Source organism: Aphanothece hegewaldii CCALA 016 (genome assembly GCF_003007785.1).
Taxonomy (GTDB): Bacteria; Cyanobacteriota; Cyanobacteriia; order Cyanobacteriales; family Microcystaceae; genus Chroococcus; species Chroococcus hegewaldii.
Map to the genome: position 1 here is coordinate 25,842 of NZ_PXOH01000032.1, position 20,119 is coordinate 45,960.

Sequence of the window (20,119 nt, forward strand, 5' to 3'; positions counted from 1 at the left end):
ATGTTATAGGCGCGACCTACTACGGAAAAATCGGCGACGAATGCAAACACTAAAACCAGAATCAAGCCTAAAATGAATTTTCCGAGAAATATTAGACTATTTTTGCGCCTTTTGTTCATATTTAAGGAGTAATCTGACAATTGCGGAGAATTGCTTTAGAATAGTCGGGCGTAACGCGGTTTTCTTGGGCGATAAGCATAATTTGGCCGTCTATTGTGATCACCCATCCTTGAGCTTCAATAATTGATTGATTTTCTAATGTCTCTTCCCGATTTATACTAGGACTGGTGATGGGTTGAGGAACGATCGCTCGTAAATCTTGCCAGACTGCATCACCATTAAAAGGTTGACTAGGTAAAGACGGTAAACCACCACTCCCCGTTATCCAAAATTCTCCTTGATTATTAGCCGTTATTCCGGCATCTTGTGGACAAGTTCGCGCAATAAGTTGAGAGATATCAACCGTATTAACTGGTAATTGTGCTAATGCTTCTGTAGGCTCAATAGTGGGAAGATTAAAGATCACCTCTCCTTGAATACCAAACTCAGAACTCGCCGTAATATCACTCAAAGGCGTATTATATTCTCGAAATGCAATGCCAAAAATCCCTTGGGTTGTAATCTCAATTCTACCCCCAGTACCTTCAAAAGCATTAGCCGTAATATCGCTATTTTCATTCGGCACAGCCACCAAAAAACCAGTATTAATATTAATATTACCGCCATCACCTCCAGCACCAGAGAGTCCCGCCGTTGCCGAAATTTGACTGGTATGATGCAACATCAATAAATCCTGTACCTGTAAAATAATATTGCCGCCTTTACTACTATTCGTCTGGGCTTTCAGTGACGCATTATTATTCAGTACAAGCGTATTTGTTGAAAGTTGAAGATTGCCGCCTATTCCCGTTCCCTGACTCCCAACAGAAATACTAGCACCATTACTAGCATATGCCGTTTGAGACTGAATTGAGATGCTGCCGCCCTTTCCTTGTCCCTCTGTGCTAACACTAAATAGCGCACCATTAGTTAAAGAAAGAGCATCAGTCGTGAGATTAATATTACCACCGTCGCCAGTTGCATCGGGAGTAGCTTGACTTAATAGCGCACTGGGAATATCGTTACTACCTATGCCATCAAGAGAAACTATGTTCTGAGCTTGAATATTAATATTACCCGCGTTTCCTTGTCCATTCGTACTCGCAACGAATACAGCACCATTGGTCAAAAAAAGTGACTGAGCCATAATATTAATATTGCCACCTTTGCCGACTCCTTGATCATCGACAATACTTAAAGCAAGACTTGGAGCATTATTGCTACCTACACCATCAAAAGAAACGGTATTACGAGCATTTATTATGATACTTCCTGCGTCTCCTTGTCCATCGGTACCAACACTGAGATAGGCACTATCAGTCATCGTCAGATCGCCCGTCGTAATTTTAATGCTACCACCGTTACCGATCGCATTTATATTCACTTCGCTGATGGCTGCACTCGAATAACCTGCGAGATCTGCTCCATCAAAAGAAACTTTTTCTATAGCAATAATATTAATATTTCCGGCATCTCCTATTCCATAAGTGCCAACATTTAATAATGCTCCATTTGTTACCGAAAGTTCTTCCGTCGTAATATTGATCGTGCCACCCTTTCCGACTGCTTCTTGTCTGACTGTATTAAATATAGAACTCGGATAACCTGTTAGATCTGTTCCATCCAAAATTACTGATTTTTGAGCAATAATATTGATATTTCCCGCATTTCCTTGTCCTGATGTGCTGGCTTGTACGCTTGCGCCTTTTGTTATTGAAAGCGATCGAGTTGTGATGTTAATCTCTCCGCTATTCCCTACACTGCCCTGTTTTACTATATTACTAATCAAGCTGCCATCTGTTAGGGTTATTGTTCCAGTTGTATTAATTTCGATAGTTCCTGCTTGACTTTCCCTCGCTCCTAATTCTGATTCTATTCCTGCTAATAATACACTTCCACCTAAAATATCGAGGTTATGTCCATTAATTCGGATATTACCGCCATTTTCTGACCTGACACTCACTCTCGCTTCATTATTCAGGGAAATATTGCCTAACTCATTGGGAAAATGTAGTCTAAAATCGCTAGAATCGATCTGCACCGTTGCATTACCTAAAACGCTTCCTAACTCAATTTCACCCCCAAAAGCAAGTAATGAAGCACCTTCTAAACTGAGATTACCACCAACTAAGGCTAAAGTTTGTCCTTGGGAAACCTCAAGTAAAGATCCTTGTACTTTGATCGCGCCTGAATTTCCATATTGTAAGCCGATCGGTACATTTAGAGTGAGCAGGGGAACTTCTTGAGGATTGTTGGCACTAAAAGCATAACCATCAAATATTAAATGATCTGCCGTACTTGCGACAAATGCTCCTTTAAGATCTATCCTTGCATTGGGACCAAAGAAAATACCATTAGGATTGAGTATCAATAAATTAGCCTCACCCAATACGCCCAAAGTTCCTAAAATATTGGTGGGATTATTTCCAGTTACCCGACTAAAAATATTTTTGATACCTGTTGGGTTAGCAAAATAGACTTGTTGTCCATCTATAACATTAAATTCAGCGAAACTGTGAAATAGATTGTTTCCTCGGATCGCTCCACCTTCGATACGATCGATTGTTTCCCCTTCAGCATGAGAATTGATTACAGATGCTTCGGTTCCCAATGTGCGATCGCTTTTTATTTGAGCATATGCGAATTGCTCTCCTCTAGAGATTAAAACAAAAAATGCTACTAGGGTCAAGAATGAGACTGTTTTCAAGGCAAGAACTAAGGATGCGTTATTTCATTATTTTCTCACGATCGCACTGAGCCAAAAAAAATGTTGATGATTTTTTACCTACTCACTGCATAAAATCAAAAACCCCATCGTGTGTATTGAATGTAAGGGTTTTAAGTAAAAAAGGAAGTTAATCATATGACAACTATACATGGCTCTGATTACAACGACACTCTCAATGGTGGTGCTGACAACGACTTCATCTACGGTCATAATGGTGATGATTGGATATTTGGCGGAAATGGGCTAGGATCTGCTAGTGGCGGCAATGATTATCTTGATGGTGGGGATGGTAATGATACCATATCTGGAGGCAAAGGTCAAGATACAATTACTGGTGGCAAAGGTAATGATGTTTTGTTTGCAGTAGCGAGTACTTTGGCTGAATTCGATAATAACTTTCTTTATGGAGGTTTGGGGCAAGATTTTCTTTATGGTAGTTATGGTAATGACACCCTTGATGGTGGTACAGGAAAAGACCAAATGTACGGCGGTTATGGCAATGACCTGTACTATGTTGATAATAAAGATGATGTTGTTACGGAGTATGTAGATCAGGGTTTTGATACCGTTTATGCTTCAATTAATTACACATTAGGCGACAATGTAGAGAATTTAAGACTCATTGGTAATAATATTGCGGGAACAGGGAATACTCTGAATAACTCGATCGTTGGAAATCTCTACAATAATAGATTACGCGGTTTGGATGGCGATGATACCCTTGATGGGTTTGATGGTGATGATACCCTTGATGGTGGAAATGGAAATGATTATCTCATCGGTGGAACGGGTAATGATAGTCTTAATGGAGGAAGTGGCAATGATACCCTTGATGGTGGGGATGGCGATGACTATTATGATGGAGGAAGTGGTAATGATTATTTATATGGTGGCGCTGGAAATAATACCTTAAACGGTGGTGCAGGTAATGATTATCTGATTGGTGGAACAGGATATAATCAGTTGATGGGCGGAACTGGCAATGATGAATACTATATCTATTCTAATAATGACGTAGTTATAGAAAGCCAGAATCAAGGGACCGAGCGCGTTATTGTTGACTTTGATTATATTTTACCCGACAACGTGGAAGTTTTAAGTTTTGCTGGTTCTGCTGCTACGGGTGTAGGTAATACTCTAAATAACTGGATCGGTGGTAACGAAGTTAGCAACTATCTTTATGGACTTGTTGGTAATGATACTATCTATGGTTTCGGTGGCGATGATATTCTTTACGGTGGCGATGACAATGATGCACTTTATGGCTCATTCAATAATGATACTCTATTAGGTGGAGAAGGCGACGATATTCTCTGTGGTTTTGGTTCTGGTGTAGAATACGATATCCTTACAGGTGATGCAGGACAAGATACATTTGTTCTAGGTGAAGCGGGAAATCCTTTTTATATAGGGCTTGGACGCGCTACGATTACCGACTTTTCGGCCACATATGATAAAATCCAAGTTGCAGGTAATATCAGTCAATATTCACTACAATTTAGCAATACTACTGGTACGTCGGCTACAGACACGCTGATTTATTATGGTGTTGAATTATTAGGGATTCTACAAGATACGACTAATGTTACGATCGGTGCAAACTTCGTTTTTGTTTAAGATTTTTGTTCATTTATCCTTTTCATCTAACCCTTCAAAGACGAATTGTTCTTTAAGGGGTTTTTCCAGTCAATATATCCTGAGATCAACTTTCAAAGAATGGAACTTCACTGAGCAACCCGATATCTATGGTCAGTAGAGTATTCTAAAAAAGAATATACAGATTGATTATATTAAACTCATGCAACTGCTCGATCGAATTCGTTTAGCCCTGGCCGTTGGGACAGCTAAAACCGTTACTGCTATTGTAAAACAACTTCGTCTTGGTGCGGCTAGTGTCTTACCTGGTGAAATTGCACGACGTTTACATCCGCGTTTACTACCTTTGTTGTGTGAACAGGTAAAAGATGGTGTTATTTTAGTGGTGGGAACGAATGGAAAAACGACAACATCTCTATTTTTACGAACAATATTAGAACGCAACGGCGCAAAGATCGCTCATAATATTACGGGTGCTAATTTAATTAATGGTTTAATCACAACTTTACTCGGAAATACGAATTTATTTGGACAACTTAACGCCGATTACGCTATTTTAGAAGTCGATGAAAATGTTTTACCACTCGTATTAAAAGATTGTCGTCCTCGGTTTATTGTTGGGCTAAATTTATTTCGTGATCAGTTAGATAGATATGGTGAAGTAGATACCATTAGTCGTCGATGGCAACAAGCAATATCACCTCTACCAAAAACCACTACAGTTATCCTAAATGCTGATGATCCAACTCTATCTTATTTAGGACAAAATCTCCCCCAAAAAGTTCTATTTTTTGGTTTAAGTGAAACAAATTTATATCTAGATGAAATTCCTCACGCAGTAGACTCTATTTATTGTCCTAATTGTGGTCATTCTTTAGACTATCAGGGGGTTTATCTTTCTCATTTGGGTGATTTTAGTTGTCCTGCTTGCGGTTTCAATAAAAGTCAACCAACTTTAAATAGTAAGGATTGGCCACAAATTCTGATTGGTGTTTACAATAAATATAATACTTTGGCTGCTGGTTTAGTTGCTAAAGAAATAGGGATAGATATTGAGACGATATTTGAGACGGCGATCAACTTTAAAGCCGCATTTGGACGCGCCGAAGAATTGACGATTAACGAGAAAAATATCCGTATTCTTTTATCTAAAAATCCTGTGGGCATGAATGAAACTATTCGCGCTGTAAAAGACCTACAAATCGAGGGAAAACCATCCACAACTTTAGTGATATTAAACGATCGAATACCCGATGGGACTGATGTTTCTTGGATCTGGGATGTAGATACAGAAAAATTAGCGAGTATTGGTGGTAAATTAATTGTCTCAGGCGATCGTCTTTTTGATCTGGCTCTCAGATTAGAATATAGTCGAGATTTAGAAAATCAATCGAATTTAATTATAAAAGAAGACTTGAAAGAAGCCATAGAAACGGCATTAGACTATACAGAAAAAGGAGACACATTATATATATTGCCAACTTATTCGGCTATGTTAGAAGTCAGAGAAATTTTAACAGGAAGAAAAATCTTATAAAAATATATGGAATTGAACATCGGCTGGTTATATCCTACCCTAATGAGTACCTACGGCGATCGCGGAAATGTGATTACTTTACAGCGTCGTTGTCAGTGGCGTAATATCCCTGTAAAAATTATCCCACTAGATCAACAAACCGAGATCGATACCTTTCACCAAGTTGATCTCATTGTCGGTGGTGGGGCGCAAGATCGACAACAAGAAATCGTCATGCGGGATCTAAAAGGTGCCAAAGCAGACGCAATTTCTACGAGAATAGAAGCAGGAACACCAGGAGTATTTACCTGTGGTTCCCCGCAACTCTTGGGACATTACTACGAACCCGCTTTAGGACAACGTATCGAAGGGTTAGGGATTTTGGATATGGTTAGTAAACACCCTGGACCCGATGCCAAACGTTGTATCGGTAACGTCGTATTTGAGATTACAGCCACTCCTTTAGCACAAAACTTAAAAACACTCCTAAATGATTCTCCTGTGGTCATAGGCTTTGAAAATCACGGAGGAAGAACATATTTAGGGCAGGTATCCCCCCTAGGAAAAGTGATTCAAGGCTATGGGAATAATGGAGAGGATGGTTATGAAGGGGCTTTTTATCGAAATGCGATCGCTACTTATTCTCATGGGCCATTATTACCGAAAAACCCTTTTATTGCCGATTGGTTAATCCAAAAAGCACTCTTAGAAAAATATCAAACCCCGATTAATTTAACAAAACTTAATGATTCTTTAGCCCTACAAGCCCGTCAAGCCATGTTTAAGCGATTAGACTTAACGAGCATGGCCAATAAACCCTAAACTGTAAGGATGGACTTTATGGCAGAAGCGATTCAACTTGCCATTGATATCGATTGGCAAATTAACCATTATGACTGCAAACGTATTTGATCGTACTACGGCTGGCTTTTTAATCCTAATCCTTCCCTTAGCGATCGTGATTATGATCCTTTTCACTGCTTGGAAGTGGATTTTACTCTTTATGGGATTAAGTCTAGCCTTGAAAATCTGGCAGAATTATCAGTGGACAAAATGGTCACGTACAATTGATCCAGTTTTTCATCAATTAGTGACGGAAAACCAAGGTTGTCTGACACCGATGGATTTATCACAAAAAGCAAATCTAAGCGGATGGACGGCCAAAGAGTTTTTAGAGAGAAAAGCCGAAGAATTTGGCGCACAACGCAAGAAAATAGATGATGAAGGCGTTGTTTATTACTTTTTGACGGCAAACGCTTTAGGTAGCATTTTCGCTGACAGTGATCCAGTCGAAGAAGAAGAAGACGAAATTATCGAGACAAAAAGTTCTCCGGTTATTTCTCCAGAAGCTTCGGTGATGAACATTTCTAAGATTCTTGATTTTGAAGAAGAATTAGAAGAGGATGAAACACCATCTAATTTTACTTTGACTGAAGAAGATGATGAAGATGAAAGCGATTTAATTGATTCATCTGATGACTCCCTTCTTAGTGAATCATCTGATCAATTATCCCTAATTCAATCGGAATTAGCCAAACGTCTTGATACTAATTCTAGTACCGTTGGTAGACGAAAATCTGAACCAGACTTTGCCCAATGGAGTCAAAGTAGAGATCCTGAAGGTATTGCCTGGAAGTATGTTAGAAGAACAAGAACCTTTGTTCCGACTAATATAGAAAATAACTCCTAAAATAAAAACATCGATCGCACTTGTAATAGAGTTAAATTTAAGACCAATTTGATCATCTTCGCGTAGGGGCTTGGTCTCCAAGCCCAATTTTTTACTAATAAATTTATTAAGAATGATATTCAGTCTAACACTAACGACAGAATCAACAAAAAAAGCGAATTTTATACCTATTGTCTTAAGAAACCGACTCAATTATCTTATATTTATTAATTTTTTTAAAAAAAGATTATAACAAACATGAACAATCCTCTATTACAAATAACATCGTCAAGTGATTTCCCTTTATGGCTACAACAAGAACAAATTAGCTTTGCTTTTACTACCTATCAAACAAATCGCCTGTTTTGTGTTGGGATTAATTCTGAAGGGCGTTTAGCTGCCCATGAAAGGTTACTCGATAAACCGATGGGACTCTATGCAGATGGCGATCGACTTTATCTGAGTACACGATATCAGGTCTGGCGTTTCGATAACCACCTCGCTCGAAGCGAATTACAGGGAAGTTGCGATCGTCTTTATATTCCCCGAACCGCATACACCACAGGGGATCTCAATGTACATGATGTTGTCGTGGACAATGCACAAAATATTATTTTTGTCAATAGCGATTTTAGCTGTCTGGCGACTTTGAGTAAGGATTATAGTTTTGTCCCCATCTGGCAACCGCCGTTTATTTCTAAATTAGTCGCCGAAGACCGATGTCACCTTAATGGGTTAGCGATGAAAGATGGACTTTTGGCTTATGTGACGGCTTGTAGTACATCAGATACGGCGGCGGGTTGGCGCAATCATCGAGTAAATGGGGGCGTAGTTATAAATGTACAGAATAACGAAATTATAGCCACAGGTTTATCGATGCCCCACTCGCCACGCTGGTATCAAGGGAAATTGTGGTTACTCAATTCTGGTACAGGTGAACTAGGATATATTGAAGATAAAAAATTTGTCCCAATTACTTTTTGTCCTGGTTTCGTGCGAGGTTTAGCGTTTTGGGGAAATGTTGCCTTGGTGGGTTTGTCGAAACTAAGGGCGCGTACTTTTACCGGACTCGCCCTCGAAGAAAGGTTAGCCAAAGAAGGAAAAACCCCTCAATGTGGACTAATGGCGATCGATCTTAACACTGGAGAACTTCTGCACTGGGTACATTTAGAGGGCATTGTTGAAGAATTATTTGATGTGGTAGTTTTGCCCGGTGTGCGTCGTCCACAAACAATGGGACTGCAAAACGATGATATTCAACGCTTAGTCACTTTCCCAGGTTCGGGGGGTATTGTGATTACCAAACCCACCGCACAACGTCCAAGTCTGGGTAAAACTGCCCCTGTAGCGGGACTTCCCTCAGAACCTCACCCTCTCCACCGCCCCCTAACCCCCTCCTATGAGGAAGGGGAAACTATAAGGAATCAAATTAAATATCAACGAGTTTATCATCTCACTCCGAGTAACGCCCTCGCCTATGATGATTTGACTTTTCCTCGTTTGAGTCAACGTTGGCAAAATCAACCCCAACGCGGCGAACTGATTGGACTTTCGGCATCAATAACCGGTGAAATTGTCGGTTTTGCTATTGCAGAAATCCTTCCCAATGGAATAGCAGAACTGATCTCGCTTTTAGTGTTACCGCCCTATCAAAGACATGGTATCGGCAAACGCTTAGTATATGCCCTAGAACTGGAACTGGCGAAGAATGAATGCAATACCATACAAATGATTTATCAAATCAACGACCTGACCAATATTGCTCTAGACCCATTATTACAGAAATTAAATTGGCAACTCAGACCACTTAATGAAACTGTGCAAACAGCATTAAAATTCTTAAACGTTTAGAGATCTTGTAAAGACGCGATATGTATTAGATAAAATCCGCCATAAATACTCAATAAAAAATATCCTGTAGGGGTTTGGTCTCCAAGCCCAGTCATACTAAAGCTTAATGAAAAGAGTTCGATTTATACGGATTTGGTATTATCCGTGTTTTTACGGTGTGACAAGAATCACAGGTTGCTGGTGATATCGATCGCTGCGAATCAAGTAAATAAACGATTAGATGAAAGAAGATTGTTGAAGAATTACTTAATGCAGTAGAAAAATATTTATCTACCACAAAAAAAATAATTTGTCAATAGTTGACTCATTGGTTTTTGGAGAATGTTCATGACATTTATCGAACGTACAGAAACATCTAACCCCTTTCATACCATCGATGTGGGTCTTTTGAGTACGCCCACCTTTGCTGACATTGACTCGGACGGGGATCTTGATGCCGTTGTTGGAGAAGGTGACGGCAATCTTAACTACTATTTGAATACAGGGACAGCCCTTGCTCCAGTCTACACGGAGCAAACAGGAACATCTAACCCCTTTCATACCATCGATGTGGGTTTTTGGAGTACGCCCACCTTTGCTGACATTGACTCGGACGGGGATCTTGATGCCGTTGTTGGAGAATCTAACGGCACGCTCAAATACTATTTGAATACAGGGACAGCCCTTGCTCCCTTCTACACGGAGCAAACAGGGACATCTAACCCCTTTAATGACATATATGTGGGGTCTTTTATCGCGCCCACCTTAGCTGACATTGACTCGGACGGGGATCTTGATGCCGTTGTTGGAGCACTTGACGGCACTCTCAAATACTATTTGAATACAGGGACAGCCCTTGCTCCCTTCTACACGGAGCAAACAGGGACATCTAACCCCTTCAATGGCATATATGTGGGGTCTTTGAGCAAGCCCACCTTAGCTGATCTTGATGGTGATGGGGATCTTGATGCGGTTGTTGGAGAATTATACGGCAGGCTCTTATACTATAAGAATACAGGGACAGCCCTTGCTCCGGTCTACAGGGGGCAAACAGGGACATCTAACCCCTTTAATACCATCGATGTGGGGTCTTTTAGTACGCCCACCTTTGCTGACATTGACTCGGACGGGGATCTTGATGCCGTTGTTGGAGAAATTGACGGCAATCTTAACTACTTCGAGAACATTCCAACCCCAAAACCCGTAAACTTCACCCAACCTCCTACCAGTCCTTTTAATGGCATATATGTGGGTCTTTCTAGCGCGCCCACCTTAGCTGACATTGATGGTGACGGGGATCTTGATGCCGTTGTTGGAGAATATGACGGCAATCTTAACTACTATAAAAATACAGGGACAGCCCTAGCTCCGGTATACACGGAGCAAACAGGGACATCTAACCCCTTTAATGACATATATGTGGGTCTTTCTAGCGCGCCCACCTTAGCTGACATTGATGGTGACGGGGATCTTGATGCCGTTGTTGGAGAAAAATACGGCACTCTTAAATACTATTTGAATACAGGGACAGCCCTTGCTCCAGTCTACAGGGAGCAAACAGGGACATCTAACCCCTTTAATGACATCAATGTGGGGAATTATAGCACGCCCACCTTTGCTGACATTGACTCGGACGGCGATCTTGATGCCGTTGTTGGAGCATCGGACGGCACGCTCAAATACTATAAGAATACAGGGACAGCCCTTGCTCCGGTATACAGGGAGCAAACAGGGACATCTAACCCCTTCAATGACATCAATGTGGGGTATTTTAACAAGCCCACCTTAGCTGACATTGACTCGGACGGGGATCTTGATGCCGTTGTTGGAGAATTATACGGCAGGCTCTTATACTATAAGAATACAGGGACAGCCCTTGCTCCGGTATACAGGGAGCAAACAGGGACATCTAACCCCTTTAATGGCATCGATGTGGTGAATTATAGCAAGCCCACCTTTGCTGACATTGACTCGGACGGGGATCTTGATGCCGTTGTTGGAGCAGGTGGCGGCACGCTCAAATACTACCTCAATAACCAAGTGCCAGTTGCCGTAAACGATAGTGCAACAACCAATGAAGATACCGCCGTTACAACTGGGGATGTCTTGCTTAATGATAGCGAACCCGATGGCGAGTCCCTCAGTATCACCCAAGTCAACGGCACAGCCATCACCGTCGGTAGCCCGCGCACACTCCCAAGTGGCGCACTACTAACCCTCAACGCCAACAACACCTTCACCTTCAACCCCAACGGTCAGTATAATTCCATGACTGCGGGACTTGTGTCAAACCCCAGCTTTACCTACACCATCAGCGACGGCAAAGGTGGAACAGCTACGGCTACTGTTACAATGACGATTAATGGCGTAAACGATGTTGCTACAATTACAGGAACATTATCTACATCTGTAACAGAATATACTACTAATCCTAATCTAACAGCAACCGGAACACTTACGGTTACTGATCCTGATACTGGCGAAAATCAATTTAGTACAACAGTTGTACCAGTTGGCTCTCCTTTAGGCAGCCTCAGCATCACCAGTGCAGGAGCATATACTTACACCGTTGTCAATAGTGCAGTACAATACTTAGGAGCAGGAATTACCAAAACCGAAACCTTTACCGTAAAAAGTATTGATGGTACTGCAACCCAAAACATCACCGTTAGCATTACTGGCGTAAACGATGTTGCTACAATTGCAGGAACATTATCTACATCTGTAACAGAAGATACTACTAATCCTAATCTAACAGCAACGGGAAGCCTAACCATCAGTGATCCTGATACTGGCGAAAATCAATTTAGTACAACAGTTGTACCAGTTGGCTCTCCTTTAGGCAGCCTGAGCATCACCAGCGCAGGATCATATACTTACACCGTTGTCAATAGTGCAGTACAATACTTGGGTGCAGGTGGAACCAAAACCGAAACCTTTACCGTATCAAGTGTCGATGGAACTACCCAAAACATCACCGTTACCATTAATGGCGTAAACGATGTTGCTACAATTACAGGAACATCATCTGCATCTGTAACAGAAGATGATAGTGATCCTAATTTAACCGCAACCGGTACACTTACGGTTACTGATCCTGATACGGGCGAAAATCAATTTAGTACAACAGTTGTACCAGTTGGCTCTCCTTTAGGCAGCCTCAGCATCACCAGTGCAGGATCATATACTTACACCGTTGTCAATAGTGCCGTACAATATCTTAATACAGGTGAAACGAAAACCGAAACCTTTACCGTATCAAGTATTGATGGAACTACTCAAGACATCACCATTACGATTAACGGTCTTGATGATAATTTATCACCTGTTGCGCTCGATAATACAGCAACGGCGGTTGTTAATTTTCCAATAAACATTTCAGTATCTACATTACTAAGCAATGATACGGATGCCGATGGAGATGTCTTAAGCATTACCAGTATCTCTAACATCACTGGTGGTACAGCAACCCTCAACGATAACGGAACACTTCTGGATAAAACCGATGACTTTATTACATACAACCCAACAAGTGTGGGCAATTTTAGCTTAGACTACACCGTAGACGACGGCAATGGTGGTACGGATATCGGTACAGTTCAGATAACTGTATCAAGAGAACTCTTGGGAACTAACTGGGCTGATACGCTTTCTGGAGGTGCGGGCGACGATATCATCAAAGGACTAGCCGGTAAAGATCTTGTCTATGGTAATAGCGGAAATGATCGCATCGAGGGTGGTCGTGGAAATGATACCATCGAGGGCGGTGATGACGATGATTTCATTCAAGCTGGTGATGGGGATGACTTACTCTTCGGCAATGGTGGAAATGATACCATTTATGGCGGCAATGGTCAAGATACTTCCTATGGCGGTGATGGCGATGATTTTCTCTTTGGGCAGTTAGGTAATAATATACTGGTAGGCGGTGGTGGAAGTGATACCCTTTATGGCGGTTCACAAGTTAACCAATTTGTCTATCAAGAAATGAGCGATCGCGGTACAGCAATAACGGGCGATAAAATTTATCAGTTTGATCATACCCAAGCTCAACTAATTCTAACGGAATTATTGGACAATATCGGTTATAGTGGCAGTAATCCCGTAGCTGACGGATATTTACGCTTGTTCCAGTCAGGAAATAGTACCTTATTACAGATTGACGCTGATGGTGGGGCTAATAGTTTTGTCAGAATGGCGACTCTGTACAATACTACAGCAACTAATTTCATTATTGGTACAAATGTAATTATTTAACCAGACCTAAATCTCCTATTCTATTTTCTACAATGGAATGGGAGAAATCTTCTTTATGGTATCTTTAGACCATACAATTGATTGATCAAATCAACGACCTAACCAATATTGCGCTAGACCCATTATTACAGAAATTAAATTGGCAACTCAGACCACTTAATGAAACTGTGCAAACAGCATTAAAATTCTTAAACGCTAACTTCCAGAAAGAAACAAACTATTTAAAATACTCGAAATAATCGATAAAACAATTGAACCAAACAAAGCGGGAAAAAAGCCACCAACATGAAAACCAGGCGTAAAATAAGCCACCAGAGAAAAAGCGATCGCATTCACGACAAAAATAAATAAACCTAAAGTCAGGATAGTTAGAGGTAAAGTAAAAAAGATTAAAAGCGGTTTAACGATCGCATTTACTAAACCTAAAACAACAGCAGCAATAATCGCCACAGAAAAACTAGCAATACTAATACCTGGTACAATAGACGCGGTTAAAAGTAAAGCGAGTGCTGTCAGAATCCAAGTCAAAAGAAACGAAAACATCGTTCATCAAGTCCAAATATTAATCTAATTTTACATTATTGGGGACGGCTAGACGAAACCGACGAAATAGACTTTACTGGAGCCGAACGAAAACTAACATTAACCCCTTCTTCAGATTGTTCTAAAATCATTAATGGAGTGGGTTTAGCCTTTTGATCCCAACTCATTAAAACAACATGGCCATGTATCGCGGGTTGCCAGTTATCGTGTTCCTCCGCAGCCGATAAAAATATTTCGATACACTCAATAATTTCATTAACCGTTGCAGTTGTCGTTTGTGTCGGTAATTTAGTCAATTTAATCTGAATGCGAAAAAGTACCCCTTTATTCCATTTTCCCTCTTGTGCTTCAACCTCATAAGTAACATCAAAAGTTTCTTCAACCTGACGACTTCCGGGGATAATACCTACCGCATTTTTAGCCGTACTGGGTCGTAAAGCTTCCCCAATAAGTTGTACAATTTTGAGTTTAATTTGATTAACAATTACATAATGGAATACCTCTTCATCCATTCGCATCCGAAGATAGTCTAAATTAAATGCCCTCGAATGTACCAAATCTGGATTAGTTTCCATTTTTTTAATAGTATGTAAAGCTAACTTAAGTTTTTTCTTAAGGTCTTGGCTTTTATACTGTTCAAATTGTAAATTTTTATGAGCTTGGGTCAGTTTCACTTTGCCAAATACTAAAACCGCTATAAGAATAGCCAACAGACTAAACGTTCCATACATCCATAATTGGTCTTTAACTGAATTAGTTTCAACCCCTGGGGTGGAGGAGGGAAGTTGAGAAATGAGATATGATGATTCCAAAGAGGACATATTCAAGGGCTGCGGTTTGAGAAAGACTACATCAGTAGTGTTCCCATTTTTGAGGTGATATTGATCATGAAATCTTGTAAAACGACGACACTTGGCCTAAGCTTTTCGACGATTTGGGTATTATTGCTTGTTTTTACCTTTATGCTCCCTGTGTTCATCACTTACCCTGCTTTTGCCATGAGTGAAGAATCACAGTCCCAAGTTAAAGAAAATCAACAATTACCCGCATCAGTTCTCAAAGCGGTTCAAAATGATTTATCTAAACAGACTAATCTTCCGGCTGAAGAATTCAAGTTAATGAATGCTACCCATGAATCTTGGACAGATGGCTGTTTAGGACTAGCCAAACCCGACGAAATGTGTAGCCAAGCATTAATTGATGGTTGGAGAGTAGTCATCACCAGAGAAAAACAAACTTGGGTCTATCGGACAGACACAAACGGCCGAGTTATTCGACAAGAGAACTAGATACACAATTAATTACGTGTTAATTTCCCATAGGTCCAAGATATTTGCTCAAATAGGGCGAAAAAACCTCATATATTAGGGTTAGGGGTTTTCTATTGTGCCAAAACAGGTAATGACGACCCCAAAACGGACCTTTTTCTTGAAAAGCTTTTTCTAAATCTGGAGAATGACCGTAATAAATGCCCTGTACATCTCGATATAACTCAGTATGTAAGCGAGTCAGACTTTCCCATATCGGTAAAGAACGATTCTGAAGATACTCATCGACATGATTAGCATCCCACCACGAAGCAGCATAGGCTAAACGTTGTCCAGAAGCCGTTCTTAACCACACTTGACGACGTAATCTCGGTTCGGAAATAACTTGAACTTGCATCGGGGCTCCATCATCATCAGTTCCGACTAAAGACATATCAATTACATCTACTTCGGTTTTTTCCCCAGTCAGTAATTGAAGATGACGCGTTGGGGAACCGTCCCCCAGTACAAGCATTTGCCAAGGTGGGGAAAGCTGCTGATGGGGTAGCCCCTGCTTTACTATATCTTCATCTCCTCGCCAAATGGGGTCAAGGGAATACCACCCAGAGGCAGTGAGAGGACTGTTTTGAGGTCTAAGGGTTGCAGTCAAGGTTCTTAATAAAACTTTATGTTTATTTAGCTTATGATAACATTCCTCAAGCCTGCAAAGTCGTCAAAAATAAAAAAACTGTTAATTTTCAACGAATTAAGCTAGGCTAGAATTATTAAGAAATTTTTACTACTTAGATATAATTCTTAGTCTCTAAATTCTATGTCGCTGCCGATTCGTAACGTAGCCATTATTGCCCACGTTGATCACGGTAAAACAACCTTGGTTGATGCTCTCCTCAAACAGTCTGGTATTTTCCGAGAAGGTGAAGATGTACCAGAGTGTGTGATGGACTCCAATGACCTCGAAAGAGAACGGGGTATTACTATTTTGGCTAAAAATACCGCAGTTCGCTATAAAGATACATTAATTAATATCGTTGATACCCCTGGACACGCTGACTTTGGTGGCGAGGTTGAACGGGTCTTAGGGATGGTTGACGGATGTATTTTAATTGTTGATGCTAATGAAGGGCCAATGCCCCAAACCCGTTTTGTTCTCAAGAAAGCCCTTGAGAAGGGTTTAAGACCAATTGTCGTTATTAATAAAATTGACCGTCCCAACGCTGAACCCTACGGCGCAATTGATAAGGTTTTTGACCTTTTTATCGAACTGGGTGCAGATGATGACCAGTGCGATTTTACCACGCTGTTTGCTTCTGGTTTAGCAGGCTTTGCGAAAAATGAACTAGAAGAAGAAGGAACAGACATGAAACCTCTGTTTGAGGCGATTTTACATCATGTTCCACCACCAGCCGGCGATTTATCGAAACCTCTACAGTTGCAGGTCACAACCCTAGATTACTCTGAATATCTCGGTCGGATCGTAATTGGTCGCATTCATAACGGTACAATTAAAGCTGGTCAACAAGCCGCTTTAGTTAAAGAAAACGGCGAAATTGTTAAAGCCAAAATTAGTAAACTATTAGGTTTTGAAGGACTCAAACGAGTTGAATTAGCCGAAGCCAGCGCCGGTTTTATTGTAGCGGTTGCGGGTTTTGCTGATGCCAATATCGGAGAAACTTTAACCTCTCCTGATGACCCACAAGCGTTACCGTTGATTAAAGTTGACGAACCCACTTTACAGATGACTTTTTCTGTAAATGATTCTCCTTTTGCTGGACTTGAAGGAACTTTTGTTACTTCTCGACAAATCCGCGATCGCTTAATGAGAGAATTAGAAACTAACGTCGCTTTGCGGGTCGAAGAGTCGGACTCAGCCGAGAAATTCCTCGTTTCTGGACGCGGTGAATTACACTTAGGTATTCTCATTGAAACGATGCGCCGTGAAGGTTACGAGTTTCAAGTATCACAGCCACAAGTCATTTACCGAGAAGTCAATGGTCATCCTTGTGAACCCTATGAATATCTTATTTTAGATGTTCCTGAAGCTGCGGTCGGTTCTTGTATCGAACGTCTTGGGCAACGCAAAGGCGAAATGCAGGATATGCAAGTCGGCGGAAATGGACGCACTCAACTAGAATTTACTATCCCCGCAAGAGGGTTAATTGGTTTTCGAGGTGAGTTTATTCGTCTGACTCGTGGTGAAGGCATCATGAACCACAGTTTCTTAGAATATCGTCCGCTTTCGGGTGATGTAGAAACACGTCGTAATGGTGTATTAATTTCCTTTGAGGAAGGCGTGGCTACCTTCTACGCCCTGAAAAATGCTGAAGACAGAGGCGCATTCTTTATCAGTCCAGGAACTAAAGTTTATAAAGGTATGATTGTTGGTGAAAATAATCGCCCTCAAGACTTAGAACTGAATGTTTGTAAAACCAAGCAGCTAACTAACCACCGTTCAGCAACAGGTGATGAATTAGACCAATTACAAACCCCCGTTGAAATGACTCTAGAACGAGCATTAGAATACATTGGGTCAGATGAATTGGTGGAAGTTACCCCAGTATCGGTTCGTCTACGGAAAATGCCATCGAAAAAATTAGCTAAACGTTAAAGTTAATTTTATTCTTTGTCGTAGGGTTTGGTTGCCAAACCCTTTTTTCGGTAATGTTTTATATTAAATCAAACTGACGACAGACAACACCACATAAGCCCGCAAACGCTGTAATTCCTAAAGCTATCATCGGATGCTGTCCTTGTCCAACAGCAAAAGAAGTAACAATTCCTGCGCCCAAAGCGGCGGTTAAAGCTGCACCCAATAAATCTTTATCAGAGTTGTTGTTATACATAGATGCTAAAAGACTACCTGAAATTGACGTTTACCAACAATATCACCCCTGTTTTCTGACACAATCGAAAAACCCTCAAATTGCAATGAAGCTTTAAATATAGCTACTTTTCTTTACAATCTACTTTTGTATTTTTAGTTTTTAAGATTTCGTTACATGGTTTGACAGAAGCAGTCAAGACTCAAGGTAAATTAGATCAAGTGAGTGCAATCTTGTAATGAGTTTTCAATAATTATGTCCAATACCTATCAGGTTGAAATTAACCATCAAGGAAATTGTTATACAATTCAAGTCCCCGAAGATACTACCATCTTACAAGCGGCTTATGATGCGGGTATAGATTTACCCAGTTCTTGTCATGCTGGAGTTTGTACAACCTGCGCGGCACACCTAGAAACAGGAACAGTCGAACAAAGCGACGGAATGGGACTTTCACCAGAATTGCAAGGTGAAGGTTACGCATTGCTTTGTGTATCTTACCCACGCTCAAATATTAAACTCGTCTCCGAAAAAGAAGAAATGGTTTATCAAAGACAGTTTGGTAAACCCTAAAGTCTTTATAATCAGGACGCGAGCCGATCGCGTCTCCATTAAAAATTAATTGTTTTCTGTATCTGTTATGATATAATAAAAAGCCATGTGTAAAAGGGTGCGTAACTCAGGTGGACAGAGTAGCTGCCTTCTAAGCAGCGAGTCGCAGGTTCGAATCCTGCCGTACCCGTTAAAGATAAGCTAAAATACTTGTGTAGTAAAGGTTTTATTGATTTTAGAAAAAATTCTCTAGTATCAATCTAGTAAATCCTTTGTGTAACACACTTGAAAGCCTAATTGTAATACACCGTCAGAGATGGTCACAAAAGATTTTGTCTAATGTAATACCTTTCATTTCTGTGGGTATTCTAAATGTTGTTGACTACAATTAGAAATTCAGGCAACCCAACACATTTGCACCCAACGCATTTACAGGAACACCCGCTCAAGCCACAACTCATTTAAATACACTTCAGGCAAACGATCGGGTTTTAATTCTCGTTCAAAAAGATTTAGCGGCTGCGTTACCAGATGGTCTGACCGCTAACGCAGATAGCATCGAAGATTGGTTAGCCCTAGCCCTTTATTACGCGATCGACAAAACAGCAAGCACCGCCAACGCGGATCGAAGATTTAGAGCGACAAACCAAGGATTAGGCTTAGATACTGGTTCTTACCAATCAGGCAAAGTATTCTATGTTCGTAGCGTCAGTACCGCCTTTTACTCCGAAGCAGTCTCATTAAGCGGTAAACCCTCTCTAGGAGACTTCTAGGGATGCGTCGAGGGTTAAAAACAGGTTTAAGGCTACCTTTACTGAAAAAACCTTTTAATCCCGATTCCAAGCAAATCTTTTTAGATGATTGTGTCTTATCCAATCTTCCTAATAACGTTTTAACCGTTGGTCGTTGGAACCATGACCGCGATCGTTTAGCTAGATCGGGTCAGGATGGGCAACAAAATGAGTATTTATTACTTTTGGGAGCAAAGAAAGATTACCGCCTTCAACTAACCTACTCAATTAAGAAAGCTTTTAAACCCTTGAAATTTAGCCTGTTAACCTCACCATCTCAAAACTTTCAAGGATTAGCTTTAAAACACTATTGGACGCATCAAAGCGATGGTTCTCTTGTGTGGAATAAATCTGATAACAGCTTAATTTATAACGACTGGGCATTTTGTTCTACTGCACTATCAAGCCCGTCCAGTTGGATTACGACGCTTTGGCGCGATGTATCAAGGAA

The 20,119-nt window shown here is 40.8% G+C and carries 15 protein-coding genes and 1 tRNA gene; 11 read left to right on the top strand and 5 right to left on the bottom strand.

The window, feature by feature from the left end; translation table 11 throughout:
- Positions 1–121: 121 nt before the first annotated feature.
- Positions 122–2,788: a two-partner secretion domain-containing protein gene (locus C7H19_RS20415; protein ID WP_181280689.1), complete on the bottom strand. Its 2,667-nt coding sequence runs from the start codon at positions 2,786–2,788 to the stop codon at positions 122–124.
- A 174-nt stretch (positions 2,789–2,962) separates the two neighbouring features.
- Here C7H19_RS20415 and C7H19_RS20420 point away from each other — a divergent pair, with 174 nt between their 5' ends.
- The 6 genes from C7H19_RS20420 to C7H19_RS20445 all read left to right on the top strand — a co-directional run bounded on the left by C7H19_RS20420 (position 2,963) and on the right by C7H19_RS20445 (position 13,695).
- Positions 2,963–4,444 carry a calcium-binding protein gene (locus C7H19_RS20420; RefSeq protein WP_106458767.1) on the top strand — a complete coding sequence of 494 codons (1,482 nt, stop codon included), beginning with the start codon at positions 2,963–2,965 and terminating at the stop codon, positions 4,442–4,444.
- 181 nt (positions 4,445–4,625) lie between these two features.
- A complete protein-coding gene (locus C7H19_RS20425) occupies positions 4,626–5,960 on the top strand; it encodes a Mur ligase family protein (RefSeq protein WP_106458768.1) in 1,335 nt (444 codons plus the stop codon).
- 6 nt (positions 5,961–5,966) lie between these two features.
- Positions 5,967–6,761 (top strand): type 1 glutamine amidotransferase, encoded by a 795-nt coding sequence (locus tag C7H19_RS20430; RefSeq protein ID WP_106458769.1) that lies wholly within the window; start codon positions 5,967–5,969, stop codon positions 6,759–6,761.
- Between the two features lie 70 nt (positions 6,762–6,831).
- Entirely contained in the window at positions 6,832–7,629 is a 798-nt protein-coding gene (locus C7H19_RS20435; RefSeq protein ID WP_106458770.1) for a hypothetical protein, read from the top strand.
- Between the two features lie 237 nt (positions 7,630–7,866).
- Complete coding sequence (locus tag C7H19_RS20440; protein WP_106458771.1) at positions 7,867–9,459, top strand: TIGR03032 family protein; 1,593 nt, start codon at positions 7,867–7,869, stop codon at positions 9,457–9,459.
- Positions 9,460–9,786: 327 nt separating this feature from the next.
- Complete coding sequence (locus C7H19_RS20445) at positions 9,787–13,695, top strand: VCBS domain-containing protein (RefSeq protein WP_181280690.1); 3,909 nt, start codon at positions 9,787–9,789, stop codon at positions 13,693–13,695.
- 195 nt (positions 13,696–13,890) lie between these two features.
- Here the strand turns inward: C7H19_RS20445 and C7H19_RS20450 are convergent, their stop codons facing one another.
- Positions 13,891–14,238 (bottom strand): phage holin family protein, encoded by a 348-nt coding sequence (locus C7H19_RS20450; protein WP_106458773.1) that lies wholly within the window; start codon positions 14,236–14,238, stop codon positions 13,891–13,893.
- Positions 14,239–14,273: 35 nt separating this feature from the next.
- Positions 14,274–15,059, bottom strand: coding sequence for a hypothetical protein (locus C7H19_RS20455; protein ID WP_245927675.1), 786 nt, complete (start codon positions 15,057–15,059; stop codon positions 14,274–14,276).
- 66 nt (positions 15,060–15,125) lie between these two features.
- Here C7H19_RS20455 and C7H19_RS20460 point away from each other — a divergent pair, with 66 nt between their 5' ends.
- The gene (locus tag C7H19_RS20460; RefSeq protein ID WP_219907699.1) at positions 15,126–15,527 is read left to right on the top strand and encodes a hypothetical protein; all 402 of its coding nucleotides are present in this window, start codon (positions 15,126–15,128) and stop codon (positions 15,525–15,527) included.
- A gap of 19 nt (positions 15,528–15,546) precedes the next feature.
- Here C7H19_RS20460 and C7H19_RS20465 read toward each other — a convergent pair whose 3' ends face one another.
- Positions 15,547–16,155, bottom strand: a complete 609-nt coding sequence (locus tag C7H19_RS20465) for a chorismate lyase (protein WP_106458774.1) — start codon at positions 16,153–16,155, stop codon at positions 15,547–15,549.
- Positions 16,156–16,317: 162 nt separating this feature from the next.
- Between C7H19_RS20465 and typA the strand changes: the two genes are divergently transcribed.
- Complete coding sequence (gene typA, locus C7H19_RS20470) at positions 16,318–18,111, top strand: translational GTPase TypA (RefSeq protein ID WP_106458775.1); 1,794 nt, start codon at positions 16,318–16,320, stop codon at positions 18,109–18,111.
- A 58-nt stretch (positions 18,112–18,169) separates the two neighbouring features.
- Here typA and C7H19_RS25920 read toward each other — a convergent pair whose 3' ends face one another.
- A complete protein-coding gene (locus tag C7H19_RS25920; RefSeq protein WP_181280691.1) occupies positions 18,170–18,346 on the bottom strand; it encodes a hypothetical protein in 177 nt (58 codons plus the stop codon).
- Between the two features lie 234 nt (positions 18,347–18,580).
- On the opposite strand from C7H19_RS25920, the gene C7H19_RS20475 reads away from it, so the two are divergent.
- The 3 genes from C7H19_RS20475 to C7H19_RS20485 form a co-directional block, all read left to right on the top strand.
- Positions 18,581–18,898, top strand: coding sequence for a 2Fe-2S iron-sulfur cluster-binding protein (locus tag C7H19_RS20475; protein ID WP_106458776.1), 318 nt, complete (start codon positions 18,581–18,583; stop codon positions 18,896–18,898).
- A 95-nt stretch (positions 18,899–18,993) separates the two neighbouring features.
- Positions 18,994–19,067, top strand: a tRNA-Arg gene (locus C7H19_RS20480).
- A 585-nt stretch (positions 19,068–19,652) separates the two neighbouring features.
- On the top strand, positions 19,653–20,119 hold a 467-nt coding region (locus tag C7H19_RS20485; protein WP_146136564.1), incomplete at its 3' end, for a hypothetical protein.

Bases quoted from the DNA above. Each gene is read 5' to 3' on its own strand.
- C7H19_RS20425 (WP_106458768.1), top strand. From the start codon at position 4,626: ATGCAACTGCTCGATCGAATTCGTTTAGCCCTGGCCGTTGGGACAGCT.
- C7H19_RS20435 (WP_106458770.1), top strand. From the start codon at position 6,832: ATGACTGCAAACGTATTTGATCGTACTACGGCTGGCTTTTTAATCCTA.
- C7H19_RS20440 (WP_106458771.1), top strand. From the start codon at position 7,867: ATGAACAATCCTCTATTACAAATAACATCGTCAAGTGATTTCCCTTTA.
- C7H19_RS25920 (WP_181280691.1), bottom strand. From the start codon at position 18,346: ATGTATAACAACAACTCTGATAAAGATTTATTGGGTGCAGCTTTAACC.
- C7H19_RS20450 (WP_106458773.1), bottom strand. From the start codon at position 14,238: ATGTTTTCGTTTCTTTTGACTTGGATTCTGACAGCACTCGCTTTACTT.
- C7H19_RS20420 (WP_106458767.1), top strand. From the start codon at position 2,963: ATGACAACTATACATGGCTCTGATTACAACGACACTCTCAATGGTGGT.
- C7H19_RS20455 (WP_245927675.1), bottom strand. From the start codon at position 15,059: ATGTCCTCTTTGGAATCATCATATCTCATTTCTCAACTTCCCTCCTCC.
- C7H19_RS20430 (WP_106458769.1), top strand. From the start codon at position 5,967: ATGGAATTGAACATCGGCTGGTTATATCCTACCCTAATGAGTACCTAC.
- C7H19_RS20475 (WP_106458776.1), top strand. From the start codon at position 18,581: ATGTCCAATACCTATCAGGTTGAAATTAACCATCAAGGAAATTGTTAT.
- C7H19_RS20445 (WP_181280690.1), top strand. From the start codon at position 9,787: ATGACATTTATCGAACGTACAGAAACATCTAACCCCTTTCATACCATC.
- typA (WP_106458775.1), top strand. From the start codon at position 16,318: ATGTCGCTGCCGATTCGTAACGTAGCCATTATTGCCCACGTTGATCAC.
- C7H19_RS20460 (WP_219907699.1), top strand. From the start codon at position 15,126: ATGAAATCTTGTAAAACGACGACACTTGGCCTAAGCTTTTCGACGATT.